Source organism: Mesorhizobium sp. P2_B11, assembly GCF_056404855.1.
In genome coordinates this window covers 316,526-338,647 of sequence record NZ_JBFUDF010000007.1, presented here as the reverse complement: position 1 = coordinate 338,647, position 22,122 = coordinate 316,526, and the positions used below count along the sequence as shown (strand labels likewise).

The window sequence follows — 22,122 nt, the reverse complement described above, 5'->3', positions numbered from 1 at the left end:
AAAGTGCGAGAGCGCACGCCAAGATTCCCGGCGGCTCCGGCAGCCTTCAAGCTGCCTGGAACACCGGGCTCGTAATTCGTATCGCAATCGCGAAAAGGCGCGAAAAGCTGGTCATGGCTGGGCTTTTAGCCGAAGCCACGGCAGGAATAAAGCGCGGAAATCGCCTACATTGAAAAGTTGAAACGGTAGGTGGTCGAGACGCCGACCGTGAACTGGTCGCGCTGACCGCGCTCATTGACCAGGCTGGAATCGGCGGCCGGGCCCATCAGGCGCGCATATTCGCCGAACAGGCTGGCGGTCATCGGCTCGGTCACCTTCCAGGTGATGGCGCCACCGAGGCCGGTCGATTTCACGCCGCCACCTGGGTGATATTCGCTCAGGCCCGAGGCTGCGGCCTCCTTGGCGTTGACGCCGTAGTAGGAGTCGAAATAGCCCGACGAGGCGAACGACACGCGCGGGCCGCCCGAAATCCTGACCGTCGGCGTCACATCGTAGAACGCATCGGCGGCGATGTCGGCGACAAAGCCGTCATGGGCACGGATGCCGTGGCGCAGTTCGGCGCGGGCGCGCAGCCAGTCCGTCGGGTAGAATTCGAAGAAACCGCCGACCTCGCCGCCCCAGCGCACCGGGTCGAGGCCTTTCAGCTCGTCCTTGCTGCTGCGCGAAAACAGGAACTTTCCGGTCAGGCCGGCGCGGACGCCGCCATCGTCGACCAGCGCCAGCGAAATGTTGTCATTGCGCGAGGTGAAGCGGGCAGCGGGACCGACCTTGCCCAGCGAGATGATCGGCGTGGCGCTGAGCAGAAGGCTGTTGGAGCCCTCGAATTTCGGCGCGACCATGCCGGTGGCGCCAAGCGTCAGATACCAGTCGCCGTGGAACCAGCCGAAGGTCCCCTCGCCTGCGTTTGCCACCGTCGGCGCACCCAGCATGATCGCCGCCACAACCGCAGACATTTTCCCGACCGGACTCATGGTCACTCCACTAACACAACACAGCCGCGCCCCAGCCACAGCTTTGACGGCCGTTTGGTAAAATTTGATTTAAATCCGAGACAGAGATCGCGGTTTGCAGCTGGCCGCCATCGCTGGACGGGTGCCGACGCCCGGACTAACCTCAGCGACGGCGACAAGCCCGGCAATCTTTGATGCACAGCAACTTTGAGGAGATGCGGCTATGACCCTGGACGGTGACACCCTGAAAGACGCGATCGGCCGGACACGAGACAAATGGGGGTGGTTCGTCGCGCTCGGCGTGCTGCTGCTCATTTTCGGCGGCATTGCCTTCGGCAATCTGTTCATCGCCACCGTCGCTTCGGTCTATGTCGTGGGGTGGCTGATGCTGATGGCCGGCATCATCGAGATAATCCATGCCTTCGGCGTGAAGAGCTGGAGCCGCTTCTTCTATTGGCTGCTCAGCGGCCTGCTCTATGCGGTTGCCGGCTTCTTTGCCTTCGACAATCCGCTGCTGGCATCGACGGTGCTGACCTTGCTGCTGGCGGTGGCGCTGGTCGCTTCAGGCGCGCTCAGGGTCTGGGTCGGCTACAGCCACCGGCCCGAAAATGGCTGGGGCTGGGTCGTCGCGGCCGGCCTGATCAGCGTGCTGGCGGGCCTGACCATCGCCATGGGCTGGCCAGTCAACAGCCTGTGGGTGCTCGGACTATTCCTCGCCATCGACCTGATCTTCCAGGGCTGGAGCTTCATTGCTCTCGGACTTGCCCTGAAACGGTAAGCCGCTGACGATCCAATCAGGAAAGGTTGAGGAGCGTCACCGAGATCAGCGCGAGCGCGATCCCGACATACTGTAGCGACGACACCTCTTCCTTGAAAACAACCGCGCCGACCAGCACGGCGCCGGCCACCACGATGGTGTTGACCAGCGCGCCGGTCACGGCGAGATTCAATCGTGTGTTGATCAGCGCGAAGGCCCAGTAGGAGAGCGGCGACAGCAGCATGACATATGCCAGGCTGCGGCCGCTGCCGGTCTTGCCCCAATGCGCGCTAAGCCCATCGCAGAGGATGAACAGGCCTGCGCATGCGAGCACAATGCTCCAGACGAAAACGTCGATCTTCATCGTGGAACACTGCACGCTATATTAGCGGCTCACGATGAACTGTTTCACAGTTGACAGCGTTCCGGATAGTTCGCCGGAAAGTCAAAAAGCGATTGCGCTGTCTAGTTCCGACAACGGCCGGACACCGGCAAGAAGCGCGCGCGCCTCCGTCTCGTCGCGCTTGATCTGCGCCACCAGCGCGTCGAGCCCGTCAAACTTCACCTCAGGGCGCAGGAAGCCGAAGAACGAGACCTCGCAGATCTCGCCATAGAGATCGCCGGAAAAGTCGAAGACATAGGTTTCGAGCAGCGGCGCGCCATTGTCGTCGACGGTCGGGCGGCGGCCAAAGCTGGCGACACCGTCATAAAGCGTGCCGTCGGCGCGGCGGGAGCGGACGGCATAAATCCCTTCCTTCAGAGTCGCTTCCGGCGAAAGCCTCATGTTGGCTGTCGGGAAGCCGAGCGTGCGGCCGAGCTGCTGGCCACCGATGACTTCGCTCTCGACGGTGAAGCGGTAACCCAGCAGGCCGGCAGCTTCTGCGACTTCGCCTTCGCACAACAATGCGCGGATGCGGCTCGACGACACCACCTCGGCGCCTTCGTCGCGAAAAGCGTCGACCAAGGTGACGCCGAAACCGTGGCGCTCGCCTGCCGCCATCAGAAAGGCCGGGCCGCCTTGCCGGTCCTTGCCGAAGTGGAAATCGAAGCCGGTGACGGCATGGGTGATGCCGAGATTGCTTTCCAGCACATCGGTCACGAAAGCCTCGGCCGACAGGCCGGCAAAGGCGCGCGTGAATGGCTGTTCGACCAGTGCAGCAAAGCCCAGATGCGACAACAGCCGCGCCTTCATCGGCGGCGGCGTCAGCACGAACAGCGGCATATCGGGCCTGAACACCTTGCGCGGATGCGGCTCGAAGGTCAGCACCAGTGCCGGCACGCCGCGCCGCCCGGCCTCGGCAAGCGCGCGTTCGAGCACGGCCTGGTGGCCGCGGTGAACGCCGTCGAAATTGCCGATCGCCACCACGCCGCCACGCAAGTGCGCCGGCAGCGGCGCGGTCGCGGAAATATGATCGAAGGTTGCGCTCATGGACGCGACCCTACCGCAGTCTCGGAATGACGGCGACCGGCCGGTAGCCGTGCTTTTGCAGAAAGGCTGCAAGCCTGGCGGGGTCCGGCTGCATGGGATCGCCATAGTCGCGCGCGTGAATGCCGCCCGACACGTAAAGCACGTCGATGCCCTTGTCGGCGGCGCCCTTGACGTCGGTCATCATGCCGTCGCCGATGGCCAGCACCTCGGAACGCGCGACATCACGGCCGAGAAGGCCGGCAACTTCGCGCATTGCAAGGTCATAGATCGGCGCAAAAGGTTTTCCGGCAATCAGCGTGCGGCCGCCGAGCTGGGCATAGTCGCGGGCCAAGGCCCCGGCACACCAGATCATGCGCTCGCCGCGCTCGACCACGATGTCGGGGTTGGCGCAGATGAAAGGCAGGTTCCTGGCGCGCAGCCGGCGCAGCAGTTCGGCGTAATCCTCAGGTGTTTCCACCTCGTCGTCGAACAGGCCGGTGCAGACGACACTGGTCGCCTCGAACTCCTCGACGAGGTCGACGTCGAGACCGTCATAGAGGGTGAAGTCGCGATCGGCGCCGATATGGAAGATTTTTCGCGGGCCTTCGGCGATGAGATCGCGGGTCACATCGCCCGAGGTGACGACACGGTCGTAGGCAGCGGCGGGAACGCCGATCGCATTCATTTGCGCCACCACATCGGCGCTGCGGCGCGGTGAATTGGTGATCAGGACAACCGGAAGCTTGGCCGCGCGCGCGGTTTCCAGCGCCAGCGCCGCTGCTGGAAAGTGCCATTCGCCATTGTGGATCACGCCCCAGACGTCGCACAGGATGGCCGAGTAGGCTCCCGACAAATCCGCGAGCGAGCCGATGATGTCAGGCGAATCCGCCATGCCGTTTTCCTGATGTGACGATCGTTGCGAGAGCTGCAGCCGACGGTCCGCCGCAGCCGGCCCCGCATTAACCGAAGCGTTTCATCCTGTCACCAGCTTTCGGCGTTTTCGACGCCGTCGCGCCACGGGCTGATGGCGGTTGCATCTCGCAGAAAGCGCGCCTTGTGCCCAAGCTTCGGCCGATCAGGAAATGTCGCATCGCCGATCACCAGGCCGAATGGTTAACGAGCCTTGAAAAGATGGGCCGGTCTTGGACGTATTTCAGAAACCTGAAATTTAACGATTTGTGGGCATCTTCCCGCCGATATTCGACAATTGGGTCCTGGCAGGGGTGCTGTAGGCATGATCCGCAGATTTCTAGGCGACCGACGCGGCAACTATGCCTTGATGACCGTGATAACCTTGGTGCCGTTGATGGGCGCGCTGGCACTTGCCATCGATTACACCGAGCTGGTCCGCCAGCGCCAGCAAACGCTGAATGCGCTCGATGCCGCAGGCATCGCCACTGCCCGGCAGATCGTTTCCGGCGCAACCGACGATGCGATCAAGGCCTATGCCAAGAACTTCTTCGAGGCCAATCTCGGCCACGTCCAACCCGCCAATACGTTGCTCACGGTGACATTGCCCAACAACAATGCCGGTGGCGGCACACTGAAACTTCAGGCGAAGCTGACGTTCAAGCCATACTTTCTGCCGGTCGCGGCCTGGATGCTTGGCAAATCGTCGGGCAGCACCGATATCCAGATGACCGCCACCTCCGAAGTTCGCCTCAAGAACACGCTCGAGGTTGCGCTGGTGCTCGACAACTCGGGGTCGATGGCCTACCTCGGCTCCGGTACCGGCGAGAAGCGCATCGATCTGCTCAAGGAGGCGGCCAAGCAGTTGGTCGACACGCTGGCGCTTCAGGCGCAGCAGATGAAGCAGATCTCCAAGCCGGTGCAGTTTTCCCTGGTTCCGTTTTCGGCGTCGGTCAACGTTGGCCCCGAGCACGACCAGGACACCTGGATGGACCAGATGGGCGTCTCGCCGATCCAGCATGAGGATTTCGACTGGACGAAGATGACCGCCGCCAACGACCCCAACAAGTATGCCGAGAAGGTCAACGGCGTCTGGTACAAACGCGGGACGGGCTGGGGAGACACTAAGGACCAGCCGCTGACCCGCTTCAGCCTTTATTCCGATATGACCGTCGAATCCGGCCGCGAAGATGTGACCCCTCCGAAGCAGTATGTCTGCGACGTCACCAAGAAGGACGGCACCTGCAAGTCCGGCCATTGGGTTACTCCGACGCCGCAATACGTTTACACCACGAGCCGCTACGCGAGTTGGCAGGGCTGCGTGGAGGCAAGGCCCTACCCATACAATGACGACGATACGACCCCGACGACCGCGACCCCGGCGACGCTGTTCGTGCCGATGTTCGGGCCGGACGAGGCCGGCACGCTCTGGCGCGACTTCAATCGCGACGGCGTCAACGACGTTTCATCGGCAAGCTACAGCTCCGACAACAACTGGTGGGCTGACTGGCCCTACGATCCGGCCAATCCGACCGCGAAGCAGCGGCAGTCGGATATGCGAAAATATTTCCTGGTGAAGCCCTACGGTTCAGCCGACGCCCCTCAGGGCAATGGTCCCAATGCTGGCTGCACGACCACGCCGATCACACCGCTGAAAGACGTAACCAACACCGACCAGAAAACGGAACTGGACGACGCCATTGACGCCATGGAACCGACCGGCAACACCAACGTTCCGGAAGGCATGGCCTGGGGCTGGCGTACGGTGTCGAGCAATGAGCCCTTCACCGAGGGCCGGTCGAACAGCGAAAAGGGCAACGACAAGGTGGTCATCGTGCTGACCGACGGCGCCAACACCTATACCGCTGTCAGCGATTCCACCAATGCCAACAACAGGTCAACCTACGCTGCTTATGGCTACACAGGCCTGACTTATCCGGGATCGGGAAGCGTCACCCGCCTGTTCATGAACACGAGCGTTCCCAGCACCACCTATACCTCCGCCAACTACACCGCCGCGCTCGACCAGCAGATGAAGACGCTTTGCGCCAATGCCAAGGCCAACAACATCCTGGTGATGACCGTCTCGCTCGACCTCGTCGACACCAAGACGGACGAAAAGAAGGCTATGGACGCGCTGAAGGAATGCGCGTCGGATTCGCGCTTCCGCAAGGACCCCTCGGATCCGAGCAAGGCGGCGAAGCTCTACTGGAACGCCACCGGCGCCACGCTGTCGGACAATTTCAAGGAAATCGCCAACGAGCTGTCCAACCTGCGCATCGTCGGCTGACCGGCACAATCCCTTTGGAAACGAAACGCCCCGTCTTCCCGGCGGGGCGTTTCTGCGAGCAGCGGTCATCCACTGGCCGCCACCTTTGGTTAGCGCTTGGTGAAGCGCTCAGCGCGCAATCGAGCGGTTTCCCAAACCCGTCCTTCAGCGTTTTGTGAAAGTGTGGCGGCATTGAAGAATCCGCAGGCGGGGCCGCTTACATCACATGCGCAATTTCTGGCGTGACTTCTGGCGCGACCGGCGCGGCAATTATGCTCTCATGACCGTTCTGGCCATGGTGCCGCTGATGGGCGGCGTGGCGATGGCGGTCGACTTCAGCGGCATGATCAGCGAGAAGCAGAAGGTGGTCAACGCGCTCGACGCCGCCAACTTCGCCACCGCGCGCCGGCTGGTGGAAGGCGCCACCGACGACCAGTTGCGGGCCTATGCGCTCGACTTCTTCAAGGCAAACCTCAACGACGTCGATCCCGCCAACACGACGCTCAACGTTACACTGCCCAGCAGCACAGCCGGCGGCGGCATCGTCAAGCTTTGCGCCAGCCTGGTCTACAAGCCCTATTTCCTGCCGGCAGCCTCGATGTTGATCGGCAAGACGTCAGGCAACATCGATTACTCCGTGTGCTCGCAGGTGCGGTTGAAGAACACGCTGGAAGTGGCCATGGTGCTCGACAATTCAGGCTCGATGTCGAACAACGGCACCGGCTCCGGCCAAAAGCGCATCGACCTTCTCAAGCAGGCCGCAAAGCAGCTGGTCGACACGCTGGCCTCGCAGGCAGCGATGATCAAGCAGATCGACAAGCCGGTGCAGTTCAGCCTGGTGCCGTTCGCCGCATCGGTCAATGTCGGCGCCAGCAACGACAACGCGTCATGGATCGACGCCTATGGGCTGTCGCCCATCCACAATGAGAACTTCGACTGGTCGACGCTGAACGCCGCTGACAAATATGCTCAGAAGATCGGTGGCATCTGGTTCAAGAAAGGCACTGGCTGGGGTGAAGAGGAAGGGCAGATGCTGACCCGCTTCTCGCTTTACCGCGACATGAAGGTGGTCACCAGCCACGAGCGCATCGTTGGCAGCAAGCGCGTGGTCTGCGACGAATACCGGTCCAACCACACCTGCAAGCGCAGCCACGACGAGTACGACTACAACGATACATACGGACCGTTCGCCAGCTGGCAGGGCTGCGTCGAAGTCCGCCCCTACCCCTATAATGTCAACGACGCGCCGGCCTCCGGCGGACCGAACAACACCGGCACCGGCGTCGGCGACCCCGCGACCATGTTCGTGCCGATGTTTGCGCCGGACGAGCCGGGCAACCACTGGTATATCACGCAGGATCCCGACGAGGCGGCGCCCAAGACCTATGGCGCTGTCAACAGCTGGTGGAACGACGATCCGTCGAGCACCACCGGCAAGACCAGACAGTCCAACATGGCCAAGTATTTCCAGCCGCGGCCGATCAATGCGCCGGTGCTGTCGAAAGGCGCCGGGCCGAATTACAGCTGCACCACGACGCCGATCACGCCGCTGACCGATGTCACCAACGCCGACGGGCTGGCCAAGATCAAGGCTGCGATCGACCTGATGGCGCCCAACGGCAACACCAATGTGCCGGAAGGCATGGCGTGGGGCTGGCGCACCGTCTCCAACACCGAGCCCTTCACCGAGGGACGCCCGGAGACCGAGCGCGGCAACGACAAGGTGGTCATCGTGCTGACCGACGGCGAGAACACCTATTCGGCGTTGAGTTCCGACCCCGCCGGCAACAAGTCGACTTATGCCGCCTATGGCTATACCGGCGTCGGCTACAACGGCACCGCGGTCACCCGCCTGTTCGGCGGCACGTCAAGCGCCATCGGCCAGCTCAACTATTCGTCGAGCAACTACACCGCCGCGCTCAACGAGCAGATGGCGACATTGTGCAACAACGCCAAGGCGGCCAACATCATGGTGATGACCGTGGCGCTCGACATGTCGACGACCGACGCCGGCGACAAGAGCGCGATGGACGCGCTGAAGACGTGTTCGTCCGACTCGCGCTTCCGCAAGGATCCGACCGACGCGAGCAAGCCTGCGAAACTGTTCTGGAATGCCACGGGCGCCACGCTGTCGGACAATTTCAAGGAAATCGCCAACGAGCTGTCGAACCTGCGCGTCGTGAGCTAGGCGCTCGAACTGCCAATCGCCCCCCAGGGGGGAGATTGCGCGCTCAGCCGCTTTCGGCAATTTTCGACGCTGGCGCAAAGGCTCCTGCCATCATGCTCTTGCGGTGAGTCAAAGCGCATGGTGAGTACCGTCACCGCTTCCCGGAGATTGCCCGTGCCCGAAACCGCCAACCATCTCGCCTTCGCGCTGGTCTGCCTCGGCATGGTGCTGACGCCCGGGCCGAACATGATTTACCTGATCTCGCGTTCGCTGTCGCAAGGACCGAAGGCCGGGCTGATCTCGCTCGGCGGCGTGGCGGTCGGCTTTCTGTTCTATGTCGTATCGGCAGCATTGGGCATCACCGCGCTGCTGCTTGCTGTGCCGTTTGCCTATGACGCGCTGCGCATTGCCGGCGCGCTCTATCTGTTGTGGCTCGCCTGGCAAGCGGTGCGGCCCGGCGGACGCTCGCCGTTCCAGGTGCGCGAACTGCCGAAGGACAGGCCGCGCAAGCTGTTCGCCATGGGCCTGATGACCAATCTGCTCAACCCCAAGGTGGCGGTGCTCTATCTGTCGCTGTTGCCGCAGTTCATCACGCTCGGCAAAGGTCATGTGCTGTCGCAGCTTCTGGTGCTCGGCGCCACGCAGATTTCGATCAGCCTGACCGTCAATGCCATCATCGCGGTAACGGCCGGTTCAATCGCCACCTTCCTCGCCGGGCGGCCGCTATGGATGGTCATCCAGCGCTGGATGATGGGCACGGTGCTCATGGCATTGGCCGTGAAGATGGCGACCGACGCGCAACGCTGAGTGCTGTCTGCGGACGCAGCTCCATGAGCCGTCTGACTTTGCTGCTCCGCGCGGCGCCATGCCGGTGGCGCCGCGCGGCAGTGCCTGATGCGCGTCAGGCTGCGAAGCGATCGATCACCTCGGCCAACGGGATCTGGCCGAGGCAAGCACCCGAACCAGCCGGCTTTTCGCCATCCTCGATCGCAAGGGCGTACCGCACGGCCGGATCGGCTTCGATGCGGCGGCGCAACGCCGCCAGCTTGGGATAGGCAGCTCCGTCAACTGCCTGGTGGAACTCCGCCCAGCGCGCCACGCCGATCAGCGTGGTATCGGCCAGTGTCAGCCGATCGCCAACGAGAAAGTCCGTGTCGACAATCATCGCTTCAAGACGGTCATGGCGCTCGGTGACCGCTTTGCGGCCAAACTCGCGCAAGGTCGCCTTCAGCGCCGGCTCATCCGCTGCCATCTCCAATGCCACCCAGAGCGGGCTGAAGGCAGCGGTGAAACCGGTGTTCACGAAGGCCATCAGCTGGTGCATCCGGTCGGCCTCCGATGAGTGCGGGTCGAAGCTGATGCGGCGTTGCGTGTCGCGGGCTTCGAGCCAGGCGGCGATGGCCATGGTCTCGGTGAGCACTTTGCCTTCGTCGGTGATCAAGACCGGTGTTTCCTGACGGCCGTTGATGCTGGCATAGGCGTCGTTCTTCATCTCGGCCAGCATGTCGACACGACACAGGCGATAGGGTTGCCCGACGCGTTCAAAGGCAGCGACGAGCCCCATCGAACTTCCCGCCGGGAAGCCATAAAGGAGGATAGGTTCCATTTGTTTTTTCTTCCATGATTTAGGGGATCACGCCGCGCAGCGAAACTTGACCCTAAACGCTGGTCGCCCCATGTAAATTACGCACAATTCTGTAACCAGGGCTCGCCCATGAAAGACGTCGTCTCACGCTGTCCGATCGAAGAGACCATGCGGGTGCTCAGCGGTCGCTGGCCGACCTTGTTGCTCTACTATCTCAAAGACGGCACCAAGCGCTTCAGCGAGCTGAGGCGCGACAACCCAACGGTGTCACATCGCATTCTGGCGCTGGAGCTGCGCAAGCTGGAGGAAGCCGGGATTGTGCGGCGCACGGCGTATGCGGGCTATCCGCTGCGCGTCGACTACGACCTCACGGCGCCCGGCCGCGCGCTTGTACCGTTGATCGATGCGCTTGGCGCCTGGTGGGACCATACCGAACACGATCGGATGGGCCAGGTTTCCCTGACCCATGAAGCCGATCTCGGCACGGCTGCCTAGTCGCAACCACGATTACTCCGGGGAGTTAAAAACCGCCTCGATGTGATGGCCGTCCGGGTCGACGACGAAGGCGGCATAGTAGTGCGGGCCGTAGTTGGGCCGCAGGCCGGGCGCACCGTTGTCGCGACCGCCATGGGCAAGCGCGGCGGCATGAAATCGGGCGATGCTTTCGCGATCCGGAGCGGCGAAGGCCAGGTGGAAGCCGGGACCGGGCGGGCGCTGCCCCTTCGGGCGAAGCTTTATCGCCAGCTTGTCACCGCCACCGGAAGGGCCGTAGCCGACGGCCTGGTCGGGATCTCCCGAGTTGAGATCTTCCCAGACGCGGACATAACCAAGCGGCGCCAGCACCGCGTCATAGAAGGCCGCAGCTCGCTCGATGTTCGAAACGCCGAACGAAATGTGGTGAAGCATGCTCGAGAAAACCCTCGTCATCGACGGGCACGATTGAAACGGCCCGGCAATCTTATCCAATCTAGCCGGGCTGATCACCGGCCAGCCGGCCAAACATGCGGAAATCGTGGAAACTGCCCTTGAACCAACCCTTCTGCCGCAGCGTCCCTTCATAGCGGAAGCCTGCTTTCTCAAGCACCCGATCCGACCCGGTGTTGCCGGGAAGGGTCCACGCTTCGATGCGGTTGAGGCCGAAAACCTGATGGCCGCATGCCGCCACCGCAAGGGCCGCCTCGCTCATCAGGCCTTTGCCCCAGAAATCCGGATGCAGTTCGTAGTCAATCTCGCCGCACTTCGATTTCCTGGCGAACCAATTGTAGCGGATCGCGCCCGCCACCCGCTTCGAGGCGACATCCTCTATGATCCAGCCGCATCCTTTGCCTGCGGGATGCGCCTTGGTCATCCAGTTCATCACCCGTTTCAATTGAGCCTTGGTCGGGGTATCCGGCCAATTCGAAAAGCGGGCGACATCCGGGATCGACAATATCTCGCCGAAGGCCTCGGCGTCCCTGGGGGTGGGTGCGCGCAACAGCAAGCGGCTGGTGGACAAAACCGGAAAGACACGGGCAGATGCTGGCATCGGGTTCCTCGGCTCACGCGAGCATTTCAGCGGTTCCGGACGATCCGGAGCATGCTTTTACTCAACCTAGTACAACCGGCGGATTCGCCAAGCACCCGGTTTTTGCTCGCCCTGCCCGGCAAAAGCCATGATCGCCGCTAAGTCAGACGGGCATGACATCAATCGACATCGCCAATCATCCGCTCTCGCAATCCCGTTCCGGCGAGATCAGCCCAAAACCAAACCGACGCTTGCTGCTGATCGGCCTTGCAGCCATGGCCGGGCTCGCCGCTTGCAGCACCGTTTCGGGGCCGACCGGCGAAGGCGCCGGTGTCTCGTCCTCCGCCACCGCAACGCTGGCCGGCATCCGCGCCTCGGCCGGGCTGCCGGCGCTGGTGCCGGACGCACAGCTCGAGCAGGCCGCTCTCCAGCAGGCCGGCTATATGGCCTCGCGCGAACGCATGAGCCACACGACAGGCTGGGGCAAGGATTTCGCGTCGCGGATGAAGGACAATGGCGTGCGGGGCGCCGCCGCCGAGAACATCGCCGAGGGCCGGTTCGACCAGCAGAAACTGTTCGACATATGGATGCATTCGGCCGGCCACCGCCGCAACATGCTCGATCCGGATTTCAGCCGCTTCGGTCTTGCCTATGTGCGCGACGGGCGCGACAGCGCTATCCGTTACTGGAGCCTGGTGCTCGGAAAATAGGGGCCAGAAATAATGGCCAGCAGGGCGCTCAACGTTTGCGCGCGATGAGCTCGCCGATACCTTGGGCCGACAGCGGTTTGCTGAAATAATTGCCCTGCATTTCGTTGCAATTGTTCTGGCGCAGGAAGGCGACCTGGTCTTCCGTCTCGACGCCTTCGGCTAGGACCCTCATGTTCAGCTTCTGACCCAATGAGATGACAGCACTGGTAACCGCCTGATCGTTCTCGTCGGTCGCGAGGTCGTCGACAAAGGACTTGTCGATCTTCAGCCGCTGCACCGGAAAGGTCTTGAGCGCGCTGAGGCTGGAATAGCCGGTTCCAAAATCGTCGATCGAGATCTGCACGCCGAGTTTTTGCAGTCCGTTCATCGTTGCGACCGCCAGCTCGAAATCCTGCATGATCAGACTTTCGGTCACTTCCAGTTCGAGATACCTGGCCTCCAGGCCGCTTTCCTTCAATGCGTTGACGACGCGGTCGATCAGGTTCTTCTCCCTGAACTGCCGCGCCGATACATTGACGCAGACGGTGACAGGCGGAAGACCGGCGCGCTGCCAGGCTTTGTTTTGCCGGCAGGCTTCGTGCAGGATCCAGTCGCCGATCGGCACGATCAGCCCGGTCTCCTCGGCCGACGGGATGAACATCAGCGGCGAAACCAGGCCGCGCGTCGGATGGTTCCAGCGTATCAATGCTTCGACCGCAAAGACCTGCCCCGATCGCAGATCCACCTGCGGCTGATAGTGCAGAGCGAATTGCGAATGGCTGAGTGCGTTTCGCAACTCCTCCTGAAGCAGGAATTTTTCGTGCGCCCTGGAGTTGAACTCGGGAGCATAGAATTGGAAATTGTCGCTGCCGAATTCTTTCGCGCGATACATGGCAGCATCGGCGTTGGCCAGCAGCGTATCCGGGTCCGTCCCGTCCTTCGGGTAACTTGCGATGCCGATGCTGGCCGTCATCCGCAGGCGATGCTCGGCGAAAGGAACCGGCTCGGCGATCGCATCCCTGATCGTCTGCAGGGTTTCCGAGATGACATCGACATTGGTGGGTTGATCGAACAGGACGATGACGAATTCATCGCCGCCAAGCCGCACGACGGTGTCGGTCGCCTTCACGCACCCAACCAAACGGCTGGCGACAGTCTTGAGGAGCTCGTCGCCGTCATTGTGGCCGAACGTATCGTTCACCAGTTTGAAATTGTCGAGATCGATGACCACCACCGTCACCCAGCGATTGTATCGCTGTGCGTAGAGGACCGCCTGGGAAAGCCGGTCCTCCAGCAAAGCGCGATTGGGCAGCCCGGTCAGCGCGTCATGGTTGGCCATGAAGTGGATCTGGTCTTCAGCCCGTTTGCGCTCGATCGCGATACCGGCAATGTGGGTGGTGAATTCGATCAGGCGGGTCTCGACATCGGTCGGCTCGCGCACGCTCATCGAATACATGGCAAAGACGCCCAGCACGACGCCCTGATGCGACAGGATCGGGGTCGACCAGCACGACCGATAGCCATAGGGCGCCGCGAGTTCGCGGTAGTCCTCCCAGAGTGGATGCTGCAGGATGTCGGCGACGATGACCGGTTCGCGCCGGTAGGCGGCGGTTCCGCACGACCCTGTTTTGGGGCCGATGGCAGCCCCATCGATGGCGCTCATATAGGCTTTGGCCAGGCTCGGCGCAGCACCGTGCCGCAAATGCACGCCGTCCTTGTCGAGCAGCAGGACGGAACCGAATATCCCCTTGAGTTGGGACTCGACCAGACGCATGAGGCTGTCGAGCACATTTTCGAGCGGAGCGCTCGTCGCAATCATCTCCAGGATGTTTGCCTGTCCGCTGCGCAGCACATCCGCCTGCTTGCGGGCCGTGATGTCGCGGGCGATGCCAACCAGACCGAAAATTTCGTTTTGAGCATTGCGCAACGGCACCTTGGTCGAGGAGAGCCATTTTCCGGTGCCCGACGCGTTGACGACGAACTCTTCCTCGTCGACCAAGGGTTGTCCGCTTTCGAGCACCGACTGTTCGATCCGCCGGAATTTCTGCGCAACCTCCGGGGGATGGATATCGAAATCGGTCAAGCCGATCATGTCGGCGGTCTTGTCGTGGCCACTGTCCGTCGCAAGGGCGCTGTTGGCGACGATGAAGCGGCTTTGCGTATCCTTGACCCAGAGATAGTTCGGCACCCAGTCGATCAGTGCCTGCAACGAGATGCGCTCATCGACGATCTGTCGATTGGCGCTGAGATCGGTAATGTCCTCATGCGTGGCTACCCAGCTGCCGTCGGGCATTGACTGGTTGTAAATCTGGATGGTCCGGCCGTCAGGGAGTTTGGCGGTCCAGGTCCTTGGCGCCTTGCCTGAATTGACCGATCTCGCCTTCGCCAGATAGGCGTCGGTGGCCATCGCCGCCGTTCCGGCAACAGCGCGGCGCTCGACGATTTCGCTCAGCGTCAGACCTGGCCGCAACTGCTCGGGTGCGAGGCGGTAGATTTCCGCATAACGGCGATTGCTCAGGATCAGCCGCTCATCGCGATCGAAAAAGCAGATGCCTTGCGAAACGTTTTCGATCACCGTCTCGAAGCGCAGCGCCTGCTGCTCAAGTGCGGCGATCGTCGCCCGCAGCTCATGCTCCAGCGACCCATAGGAAACGTCGGCCAGCTTTGCCAATGCGGCCAAGCCAACGGACTGAGTCGTTTCGGCGGATTTCCTGGACGATTTCGTAGCCAAACAGACCGTCTCCGGGTTGGGTCTGAAACAACGCAAAAATCACTTTTTTGTCACGCGACAGTCGGTTGATAGTGTTACTTATGTACTAATAGCAGATAAGCCGAACCAAAATCAGAGGCGAAGGTTCCGGATTACCTGAAACCAACCGTCGTTTTCAAATCGCTATTGGCGCAATAGAATCGACATTATTTGATATATGGAGAATTTTGCGATCATCTCGACGATCGCCCGACCTTACATATTTCGCAGGCGCGTCCGCGACTACGTCATCTGATATCGGCAAATACCGACGCGCGTCTCACTCCATATGCGCCGCCGGCGCGCCTGCAGCCGGGGCCGTCTTCGGCTTGCGCAGCAGAAACACAAACGGGATGGCAATCAGCGTCATCATCATCAGTATTTTGAAGTCGTTGACGTAGGAGATCATCATCGCCTGGATGTTGACCATGCGATCCATCTGCGAAAGCGCCATCGGATCGCCGCTTGCCGCGGCTGGCGAGGCCGCCCACAGATTTGGGTTGAACGGGTTGATGAAAGCCGACAGCTCGGTGTGATTGACCTGCGTGTTGCGCACCAGGAGAACCGTCACCACCGACACGCCGATCGAGGATCCGAGATTGCGCACCAGGCTGAACAGCGCCGTGGCATCGGTGCGGAAGCGCACGTCGAGCGTGGCGAAGGCCACCGTCGAGAGCGGCACGAACACCATGCCCATGCCCAGACCCTGGATGACGCCAGAGCTGAGGATCAGCCAATTGTCCATCTGCGGTGTGAAGCCGGCCATGGTGTAGAGCGATTGCGCCGTGAGCAGAAAGCCGATGACGACGAGAATCCTGGCGTCGATCTTGCTCATGAGCCGCCCGACGACAAGCATCGAAATCATCGTGCCGACACCGCGCGGCCCCAGCACAACACCGATGGTGATGGTCGGATAGCCGAAGATGGTCGACAGCATCGGCGGCAACAGCGACATCGAAGCCAGGATCAGCACGCCCATGACGAAGATGAAGGCCAGCCCGGTGACGAAATTGCGGTCGAGGAAAATCTTGGGGTCGATGAAAGGACGTTCCGCCGTCACCGTGTGGATGATGAACACCCAGAAGCCGGTGATCGAAAGGGCAAGCTCGATCCAGATCTCAACCGAGGAAAACCAGTCGACCTCACCGCCGCGATCAAGCAGCAGCTGTAGCGCGCCGACACCGAGGGATAACATGGCGAAGCCGAAGAAATCGAAGCTGCGCACCCGCCGGGCAACCGCCGGCAAATAGGCGGCCATGCCGAGAAAGGCGATGATGCCGACCGGCAAATTGATGAAGAACACCCAGCGCCAGTTGAAATTCTCGGTCAGCCAGCCACCGAGCGTCGGGCCTAGGATCGGCCCCAGCATGATGCCGGCGCCCCAGATGGCCATCGCCTGGCCGTGGCGTTCCCTTGGGTTGATGTCGAGCAGGAAGGTCTGTGACAGCGGCACGATCGCAGCGCCGAACACGCCCTGCATCAGCCGGAAAAACACAATCGATTCCAGGCTCCAGGCGATGCCGCACAGCATCGAGAACACGGTGAAGCCGACCACCGCCGCCAAAAACAGTTCCTTGCGGCCGAAGCGGTCGGCCAGCCAGCCGGTCACCGGCGTCATGATGGCGGCGGCAACGATGTAGGAGGTCAGCACCCAGTTGATGTTGTCGGGCGAGGCGCCGAGATCGCCGGTCATGGTCGGCAGCGCGACATTGGCGATGGTGGTGTCGAGCGCCTGCATGATCGTCGCCAGCATCAACGCCACGGTGATCAGGCCGCGATGCGGCACTTCCTTGAACGGTTCTGGCGTGCTCATGATGCGGAACTTCCGACAGGTAACAAAAACGTGTACACTAGGTTTCCGGGCGGCGAGGCCTTCTCTGGTGAAGAGACCCTCATCGCGGTGGGACGCGATCTATCGATGTGGGGGTTACATCGACCGAAGGTCTCAACACATCAGGCGCTTGCCGCCCGGAAATCCAAGGACCGAAGGATCGGCGTCGCGATGGCCAGGCTGTGGTCAGGCCGCGATGCGGCCCGGTCCAACCCCACCCGTCGCGCAACCTGCCATCGGACCAATCCTGTCACCCCATCTCGCCTGAGCGAGCATTCTGCCCGGCCGTGATCCCGCTTTTCAGGATCACGGTCCATTCACAGTCTATTGTGCCTCGCCCGCGGCGGCGTGGCCGAAGATGGCCGGCAACCCGCGGGCAACGCCGGTGTCCACCGTGACCGAGGCGCTCATGCCGGTGCGCAGCGCCATTTTGGCGTCGGCATCGGTGAGTTCCAGGCGCACGGGAATGCGCTGCGTGACTTTCACCCAGTTGCCGGTGGCGTTCTGGGCCGGCAGCAGCGAGAATTCCGCGCCGGTGCCGGCGCCGATCGCCTTGACCGTCGCCTCGAAAGTGCGGCCCGGATAGGTGTCGACCACGATCTCGGCCTTCTGGCCTGTTTTCATGTGGGTGAGCTGGGTTTCCTTGAAGTTGGCGTCGATCCAGGTGTCGCCGGTCTCGACCAGCGCAAACAACGGCGTGCCGGAACCGACATACTGACCAACCTTGAAGGACGAGGCCTGGCTGACGACGCCATCGGCCGGCGCCTTCACCGTGGTCTGCGCCAGATCGTAGGCGGCCTTGTCGCGCGCGGCGAGTGCGGCCATCACCGTCGGGTGCTTGTCGGTCTCGATATCGGGATTGCCGGCGAGTGCGGCCTTGGCGCTGATGATGCCCTGCTCGGCTACCGCCAGCTGCTGCCTGGCCTTGTCGAGATCGTTCTTGGCCTGATCCAGCGACGATTTGGCATTGATGCCCTTCTGGGCAAGGTCGGCGGCGCGGTCATACTGCGACTGCGCGTAGTCGACTTGGCTGGCGTCGGACTTTTCCTGCGCCATCGCCTGGCTGTAGGCAGCGCGCAACTGTTCGATGCCGACGCGTGCGACCGCAACCGCCGCGTCGGCCTGGGCCAATGCGATCCGGTAGGGCTCGGGATCGATGGCAAACAGCACATCACCCTGCTTGACCAGCTGGTTGTCTGAGATGTCGACCTGAACGATGCGCCCGGCCGTATCCGAGGCGATCGACACCTTGGCCTGCTGCAAATTGGCGTTCTCGGTCTCCTGATAGCGGCCGCCGGTCACCCAGACATAGCCGCCGCCAATGGCCAACGCCGCCGGCAGGACGACCATCAGAAGCAAGCGGCCGAGACGGCGCGGCTTTTTCGGGGCCGACGCGGGCTGCACCGGCGGAGCCACCGCGACAGGAGCGCCGGCCGGCTGCGCCGGCGCTTCGAGCTTGGTCACATTCTCGTCTATCTTGGCTGCCGCATTCATGCCGCTGCCCCTTCCGTACTCTTCAGAGACGACGTCTCGCCATCCGCAAGGTTCTGCACGATGGTGTCCAGCGCCCGGATCAGAACGCGCCGATCTTCCGGCGAAACGCCGACCAGCGATTCCTCATAGACTTCGCCAGCCAGGCTCTTGACCTCGGCATAGGCGGCGCTCGCCTTGGCGGTCGGAAAGATCATGCGAACGCGGCGATCGGCGGCATCGGAGCGGCGCTCGATCCAGCCACCCTCCTCCATCCGGTCAACGAGGCGCGAAACGCTGATCGGCTCGATTTCCAGCAGTTCGGCAAGCCGCGCCTGGCTGATGCCTTCTTCCTTGGCGACGCGGACCATCAACCGCCATTGCGCCGAGGACAGGCCAAGCCCACTGGCGCGCGTCTCGAAGCGCTTGCGCAGCAGGCGCTGTACGTCGTGGATCAAAAAGCCCAGTCTATCTATGCCGTCGGAAACCATGAGTGATATATATTATAAGCGTGCTTACTATTCAAGATGCCGCGTTGCGCCAGAGCCGGCAAACGGGGATGGCAGCCCGAAAATGCGATCGCTGTCAGTGCTGCCGACGCCATCAATGACGATTGCGAATGACCATCGCGACCACGAAGAAGGCGCCGACCGAACTGGTGATGATGCCGATCGGCAATTCCTGCGGCGGCAGCAAGGTGCGCGCCAAGAGATCGCTTGCCAGAAGCAGCACGGCTCCGAGCACGGCGCAGCTGGCGACCAGGCGCAAATGCAGGGGACCGGCAAAGGGTCGCGACAGATGCGGGATCATCAGGCCGACGAAGCCGATGACGCCGGCGACCGAGACAAGAATTGCCGTCGAGAACGCGGCGACGAGAAAGGTCGTCCGGCGCATCCGCGCCACCGGAACGCCAAGGCTCTCGGCGGCATTTTCGCCGGCCAGGAATGCATCGAGCCGGCGGTGGTTCCACAGCGCATAGGCAAGGATGGTGCCTGCGCCCAGTGCGCCGAGCCAGATGTTGTCCCAGCGCGCCAGGCCAAGGCCGCCCATCGTCCAGAACAGCACGGAATGGGCTGCGCGCTGGTCGCCGGCGAAGACCAGATAGTTGGTGAGCGCGGTGAACAGGAAGGAGACGGCGAGGCCGGCAAGGATCAGCCGCTCGGGGCCCTGCCCCTTGACCCGCGCCACCAGCACCAGCACAACGCCGGTGGCCAGGATGCCGCCGGTGAAGGCCGCGACCGGCAAGGTCCAGATGCCAAAACTGTCGCCGAAGACAGTGATGACGGAAACCGCACCAGCGGCTGCTCCCGACGACAGGCCGAACAGGAACGGATCGGCCAGGTCGTTGCGGGTCACCGTCTGCAGCAACGCGCCGACGATGCCGAGACCGGCGCCGACACAGATCGCCAGGATCGCGCGCGGCAGACGGAGATCGACGACGATCTTGCCGACCGGGCCGGACACGTCGTGCCCGCCAAGCCCGATGGCACGGCCAAGCGCTGCAACGACATCGGCCAGCGGGATCAGCGTCGAACCATAGGCGATCGACAGCAAAGCGAGAGCGGCGACTGCCACCGCTCCCGCCAGCATGACCGGTACGAATGTCTTGTGCGGCAAGCTCAGATTTCCGGCTGAAGCATGTCGCTCAGAACGCTTCCGGATGCATCGCCTTGGCGATCTTTTCGATGGCCTCGATGTTGGCCGGCCCGGGCGTCAGCTCGGCATAGCGCAGCGCGACGAAGCGCTCGTTCTTGACCGCATCGGTCTCCTTCATCGCCGGGTGCGCTTTCAGGAAGTCGAGCAATTTCTTGTAGCCGCCGCCATCCTGGTAATCGAGCAGGATGAGGAATTGCGGGTTGCGCGACGCCACTGTTTCCCAATCGGTGTTGCCCCAGCTGGTGTTCATGTCGGCCATGATGTTTTCGCCGCCGGCGGCAGTGATCATGGCGCTGGGGATGGCGAACTTGCCGGCGGTGAACGGCTTGTCTTCGCCGGAGTCATAGAGAAACACCCGCGTACCCTTGTGGTCGCCGACCTTGGCGGTGATGGCGGTGAGCTGCGCCTTCCAGCCGGTGACAAGTTTCTCGGCGTCAGCCTCCTTGCCAAAAATCCTGCCCAGCTTTTCGACGTCACCATAGAGCAGGTCCATCGAGGCGGCAGGTCGGTTCTTGTCGAGGTGGACGCAGCTTTCGGTCAGCACCAGCGTCTTGATGCCGTGCGGGGCGAGTGTGTCTGGCGTCACCGCGCCGCCAGGGTCCATGCCATAGTACCAGCCGGCGAAGAAGAAATCGGGCTGGACCGCGACGAGGTTTTCCATGGTCGGATATTTTGGCGCCAGTTCCGGGATCGAGCCCTGCTCGGCCTTGAATTCCGGGCCGACCTTGTACCAGCCGGTAATGCCGGTCAGGCCGACGATCGAAGGCTGCAGTTTTAGCGCAAACGCCATCTCGGCCATGTTGAGATCGTGGATGACGGCGCGCTTGGGCGGCGCGTCGAAGGTCAGCTTCTTGCCGCAACTGTCGACGGTCACCGGGAAGGCAAAGGCGGCGGAGGCAAACAGCGAGGCGGCAAGCGACAGAACGAGGCGTTTCACGGGGCGGTGCTCCTTGGATGATTTTGCAATGGGTTGGTTCAGAATGGCGACGAGACACGGTTGGGAACTTCGAAGACGGTGAGTTCGCGGTCTTCTGTGGGATGGCGCAGCCACAGGACGTCGATACCGAAGATGTCGCGGATGAGGTGCTGGGTCAGCGCCTCGCGCGGCCCGGCCAGGGCGTGCAGGCGCGCCTCGTTCATCACGGCGACCCGAGTGGCGAAGGGTGCGACCAGCGACAGATCGTGCAGCACGGCCACCACCGTCATGCCGAAGCCGGCGACCAGGTCGAGCAGCTCGCCGCGGGCGCGTGGATCGAGGTGATTGGTCGGCTCGTCGAGGAACAGGATGCGCGGCTGCTGGGCGATGGCGCGGGCCAATTGCGCGCGCTGGCGTTCGCCGCCCGACAGCGAGCCGATGGTACGGCCGGCGAGCGGCAAGAGCCCGGTCCGGCGCAGGGCGTCGACGACGATGTCGCGGTCTTCGTGCGGGCGTCGCAGGCCGGCATGCGGAACCCGGCCGAGCTCGACATAATCGATCACGCCGAGCCGGGGATCCGGCTGGTCCGTCTGGCCGACGACGGCCATGTGCAGCGCGCGCTCGGCGGTTGAAATCCTGTCCAGGCGGCGGCCGAGAAATGCCACCTCGCCCGCGCTCGGCCGCAGCGTGCCACACAGCATGCGCAACAGCGTCGTCTTGCCGGCGCCATTGGGGCCGATGATGGCAAGGCGATCGCCCGCCGCCACCGAGAGGCTGACGCCATCCACCAGCAACCGGTCGTTAGTGGTCGCGGTCAGTCTATGGGCTTCGAGAAGCGGCGCGGTCATGGTTTGCCTGTTGTCGGACAACCCGGAATGCGGGCGAGTGTCTTGCCCGCCAGCCTGGCCGGGCGCTGCCCGGAATTGCACCAGCCGTCGGCGAGCGAGGCATAGAGTTTTGCAAACCGCACGAGGTGGCCGGCATCGGCCCGCGCGTCGATGGAGCCGAAGACATAGGCGGCCTTGCCGGGCGCCTGGAAGCCGACCGTCAGCGGCCGCGAGCAGCCTGCCATGCAGGCCACGCCCACAACCGAAAAGCCCTGGGCAACCGCCGGTTCATAGTGAGCCGCGAGTCGGGCGCGCAGATCCGCGCAGAGGCCCTCGCCCGATCTGACCCCGGTCACGAGATCGCGGCAGAGCGTGCACACGATGATGCGGTGGATGTCGGCGTCCAACGTTCCGTCACTTTCTCAATAGGCGACG

21 protein-coding genes are annotated in these 22,122 nt (G+C 62.7%); 6 read left to right on the top strand and 15 right to left on the bottom strand.

What is annotated here, in order from left to right; translation table 11 throughout:
- Window positions 1–164: 164 nt before the first annotated feature.
- On the bottom strand, window positions 165–971 hold the full coding sequence (locus tag AC1DYJ_RS24545) for a MipA/OmpV family protein (protein WP_477282338.1): 807 nt from the start codon (window positions 969–971) through the stop codon (window positions 165–167).
- Between the two features lie 202 nt (window positions 972–1,173).
- On the opposite strand from AC1DYJ_RS24545, the gene AC1DYJ_RS24540 reads away from it, so the two are divergent.
- Entirely contained in the window at window positions 1,174–1,728 is a 555-nt protein-coding gene (locus AC1DYJ_RS24540; RefSeq protein WP_477282336.1) for an HdeD family acid-resistance protein, read from the top strand.
- Window positions 1,729–1,744: 16 nt separating this feature from the next.
- Here AC1DYJ_RS24540 and AC1DYJ_RS24535 read toward each other — a convergent pair whose 3' ends face one another.
- The 3 genes from AC1DYJ_RS24535 to AC1DYJ_RS24525 form a co-directional block, all read right to left on the bottom strand.
- On the bottom strand, window positions 1,745–2,071 hold the full coding sequence (locus tag AC1DYJ_RS24535; protein WP_477282334.1) for a hypothetical protein: 327 nt from the start codon (window positions 2,069–2,071) through the stop codon (window positions 1,745–1,747).
- A gap of 81 nt (window positions 2,072–2,152) precedes the next feature.
- Window positions 2,153–3,136: a bifunctional riboflavin kinase/FAD synthetase gene (locus AC1DYJ_RS24530; protein WP_477426280.1), complete on the bottom strand. Its 984-nt coding sequence runs from the start codon at window positions 3,134–3,136 to the stop codon at window positions 2,153–2,155.
- A 10-nt stretch (window positions 3,137–3,146) separates the two neighbouring features.
- Complete coding sequence (locus AC1DYJ_RS24525; protein ID WP_477282331.1) at window positions 3,147–4,007, bottom strand: TIGR01459 family HAD-type hydrolase; 861 nt, start codon at window positions 4,005–4,007, stop codon at window positions 3,147–3,149.
- Window positions 4,008–4,349: 342 nt separating this feature from the next.
- On the opposite strand from AC1DYJ_RS24525, the gene AC1DYJ_RS24520 reads away from it, so the two are divergent.
- The 3 genes from AC1DYJ_RS24520 to AC1DYJ_RS24510 all read left to right on the top strand — a co-directional run bounded on the left by AC1DYJ_RS24520 (window position 4,350) and on the right by AC1DYJ_RS24510 (window position 9,267).
- Window positions 4,350–6,314, top strand: coding sequence for a pilus assembly protein TadG-related protein (locus AC1DYJ_RS24520; RefSeq protein ID WP_477282329.1), 1,965 nt, complete (start codon window positions 4,350–4,352; stop codon window positions 6,312–6,314).
- A gap of 205 nt (window positions 6,315–6,519) precedes the next feature.
- A complete protein-coding gene (locus tag AC1DYJ_RS24515) occupies window positions 6,520–8,481 on the top strand; it encodes a TadE/TadG family type IV pilus assembly protein (RefSeq protein ID WP_477282327.1) in 1,962 nt (653 codons plus the stop codon).
- A gap of 153 nt (window positions 8,482–8,634) precedes the next feature.
- Window positions 8,635–9,267 carry a LysE family translocator gene (locus tag AC1DYJ_RS24510; protein ID WP_477282326.1) on the top strand — a complete coding sequence of 211 codons (633 nt, stop codon included), beginning with the start codon at window positions 8,635–8,637 and terminating at the stop codon, window positions 9,265–9,267.
- Between the two features lie 94 nt (window positions 9,268–9,361).
- Here AC1DYJ_RS24510 and AC1DYJ_RS24505 read toward each other — a convergent pair whose 3' ends face one another.
- Window positions 9,362–10,066: a glutathione S-transferase family protein gene (locus AC1DYJ_RS24505; protein ID WP_477282324.1), complete on the bottom strand. Its 705-nt coding sequence runs from the start codon at window positions 10,064–10,066 to the stop codon at window positions 9,362–9,364.
- Between the two features lie 108 nt (window positions 10,067–10,174).
- On the opposite strand from AC1DYJ_RS24505, the gene AC1DYJ_RS24500 reads away from it, so the two are divergent.
- The gene (locus tag AC1DYJ_RS24500; protein ID WP_477282322.1) at window positions 10,175–10,540 is read left to right on the top strand and encodes a winged helix-turn-helix transcriptional regulator; all 366 of its coding nucleotides are present in this window, start codon (window positions 10,175–10,177) and stop codon (window positions 10,538–10,540) included.
- 12 nt (window positions 10,541–10,552) lie between these two features.
- Here AC1DYJ_RS24500 and AC1DYJ_RS24495 read toward each other — a convergent pair whose 3' ends face one another.
- The gene (locus AC1DYJ_RS24495; protein ID WP_477282320.1) at window positions 10,553–10,951 is read right to left on the bottom strand and encodes a VOC family protein; all 399 of its coding nucleotides are present in this window, start codon (window positions 10,949–10,951) and stop codon (window positions 10,553–10,555) included.
- A 61-nt stretch (window positions 10,952–11,012) separates the two neighbouring features.
- A complete protein-coding gene (locus tag AC1DYJ_RS24490; RefSeq protein WP_477282318.1) occupies window positions 11,013–11,570 on the bottom strand; it encodes a GNAT family N-acetyltransferase in 558 nt (185 codons plus the stop codon).
- A gap of 254 nt (window positions 11,571–11,824) precedes the next feature.
- On the opposite strand from AC1DYJ_RS24490, the gene AC1DYJ_RS24485 reads away from it, so the two are divergent.
- Window positions 11,825–12,259, top strand: coding sequence for a CAP domain-containing protein (locus tag AC1DYJ_RS24485; RefSeq protein WP_477282645.1), 435 nt, complete (start codon window positions 11,825–11,827; stop codon window positions 12,257–12,259).
- A 28-nt stretch (window positions 12,260–12,287) separates the two neighbouring features.
- Here the strand turns inward: AC1DYJ_RS24485 and AC1DYJ_RS24480 are convergent, their stop codons facing one another.
- The 8 genes from AC1DYJ_RS24480 to AC1DYJ_RS24445 form a co-directional block, all read right to left on the bottom strand.
- The gene (locus AC1DYJ_RS24480) at window positions 12,288–14,909 is read right to left on the bottom strand and encodes an EAL domain-containing protein (protein ID WP_477282316.1); all 2,622 of its coding nucleotides are present in this window, start codon (window positions 14,907–14,909) and stop codon (window positions 12,288–12,290) included.
- Between the two features lie 358 nt (window positions 14,910–15,267).
- Window positions 15,268–16,800, bottom strand: a complete 1,533-nt coding sequence (locus AC1DYJ_RS24475) for a DHA2 family efflux MFS transporter permease subunit (RefSeq protein ID WP_477282314.1) — start codon at window positions 16,798–16,800, stop codon at window positions 15,268–15,270.
- Window positions 16,801–17,142: 342 nt separating this feature from the next.
- Window positions 17,143–18,312 (bottom strand): HlyD family secretion protein, encoded by a 1,170-nt coding sequence (locus AC1DYJ_RS24470; protein WP_477282312.1) that lies wholly within the window; start codon window positions 18,310–18,312, stop codon window positions 17,143–17,145.
- A complete protein-coding gene (locus AC1DYJ_RS24465) occupies window positions 18,309–18,779 on the bottom strand; it encodes a MarR family winged helix-turn-helix transcriptional regulator (protein WP_477282310.1) in 471 nt (156 codons plus the stop codon). Before AC1DYJ_RS24465 ends, AC1DYJ_RS24470 begins: the two co-directional genes overlap by 4 nt.
- Window positions 18,780–18,891: 112 nt before the next feature.
- The gene (locus tag AC1DYJ_RS24460) at window positions 18,892–19,878 is read right to left on the bottom strand and encodes a FecCD family ABC transporter permease (RefSeq protein ID WP_477282643.1); all 987 of its coding nucleotides are present in this window, start codon (window positions 19,876–19,878) and stop codon (window positions 18,892–18,894) included.
- A 55-nt stretch (window positions 19,879–19,933) separates the two neighbouring features.
- Complete coding sequence (locus tag AC1DYJ_RS24455; RefSeq protein ID WP_477282308.1) at window positions 19,934–20,881, bottom strand: ABC transporter substrate-binding protein; 948 nt, start codon at window positions 20,879–20,881, stop codon at window positions 19,934–19,936.
- A 38-nt stretch (window positions 20,882–20,919) separates the two neighbouring features.
- A complete protein-coding gene (locus AC1DYJ_RS24450) occupies window positions 20,920–21,708 on the bottom strand; it encodes an ABC transporter ATP-binding protein (RefSeq protein ID WP_477282306.1) in 789 nt (262 codons plus the stop codon).
- Window positions 21,705–22,094, bottom strand: a complete 390-nt coding sequence (locus AC1DYJ_RS24445; RefSeq protein ID WP_477282304.1) for a DUF1636 family protein — start codon at window positions 22,092–22,094, stop codon at window positions 21,705–21,707. Before AC1DYJ_RS24445 ends, AC1DYJ_RS24450 begins: the two co-directional genes overlap by 4 nt.
- Window positions 22,095–22,122: the final 28 nt, after the last annotated feature.

Bases quoted from the DNA above. Each gene is read 5' to 3' on its own strand.
- AC1DYJ_RS24485 (WP_477282645.1), top strand. From the start codon at position 11,825: ATGGCCGGGCTCGCCGCTTGCAGCACCGTTTCGGGGCCGACCGGCGAA.
- AC1DYJ_RS24540 (WP_477282336.1), top strand. From the start codon at position 1,174: ATGACCCTGGACGGTGACACCCTGAAAGACGCGATCGGCCGGACACGA.
- AC1DYJ_RS24525 (WP_477282331.1), bottom strand. From the start codon at position 4,007: ATGGCGGATTCGCCTGACATCATCGGCTCGCTCGCGGATTTGTCGGGA.
- AC1DYJ_RS24515 (WP_477282327.1), top strand. From the start codon at position 6,520: ATGCGCAATTTCTGGCGTGACTTCTGGCGCGACCGGCGCGGCAATTAT.
- AC1DYJ_RS24500 (WP_477282322.1), top strand. From the start codon at position 10,175: ATGAAAGACGTCGTCTCACGCTGTCCGATCGAAGAGACCATGCGGGTG.
- AC1DYJ_RS24520 (WP_477282329.1), top strand. From the start codon at position 4,350: ATGATCCGCAGATTTCTAGGCGACCGACGCGGCAACTATGCCTTGATG.
- AC1DYJ_RS24465 (WP_477282310.1), bottom strand. From the start codon at position 18,779: ATGGTTTCCGACGGCATAGATAGACTGGGCTTTTTGATCCACGACGTA.
- AC1DYJ_RS24495 (WP_477282320.1), bottom strand. From the start codon at position 10,951: ATGCTTCACCACATTTCGTTCGGCGTTTCGAACATCGAGCGAGCTGCG.
- AC1DYJ_RS24470 (WP_477282312.1), bottom strand. From the start codon at position 18,312: ATGAATGCGGCAGCCAAGATAGACGAGAATGTGACCAAGCTCGAAGCG.
- AC1DYJ_RS24530 (WP_477426280.1), bottom strand. From the start codon at position 3,136: ATGAGCGCAACCTTCGATCATATTTCCGCGACCGCGCCGCTGCCGGCG.
- AC1DYJ_RS24535 (WP_477282334.1), bottom strand. From the start codon at position 2,071: ATGAAGATCGACGTTTTCGTCTGGAGCATTGTGCTCGCATGCGCAGGC.
- AC1DYJ_RS24505 (WP_477282324.1), bottom strand. From the start codon at position 10,066: ATGGAACCTATCCTCCTTTATGGCTTCCCGGCGGGAAGTTCGATGGGG.
- AC1DYJ_RS24490 (WP_477282318.1), bottom strand. From the start codon at position 11,570: ATGCCAGCATCTGCCCGTGTCTTTCCGGTTTTGTCCACCAGCCGCTTG.
- AC1DYJ_RS24460 (WP_477282643.1), bottom strand. From the start codon at position 19,878: ATGCTGGCGGGAGCGGTGGCAGTCGCCGCTCTCGCTTTGCTGTCGATC.
- AC1DYJ_RS24545 (WP_477282338.1), bottom strand. From the start codon at position 971: ATGAGTCCGGTCGGGAAAATGTCTGCGGTTGTGGCGGCGATCATGCTG.
- AC1DYJ_RS24475 (WP_477282314.1), bottom strand. From the start codon at position 16,800: ATGAGCACGCCAGAACCGTTCAAGGAAGTGCCGCATCGCGGCCTGATC.
- AC1DYJ_RS24450 (WP_477282306.1), bottom strand. From the start codon at position 21,708: ATGACCGCGCCGCTTCTCGAAGCCCATAGACTGACCGCGACCACTAAC.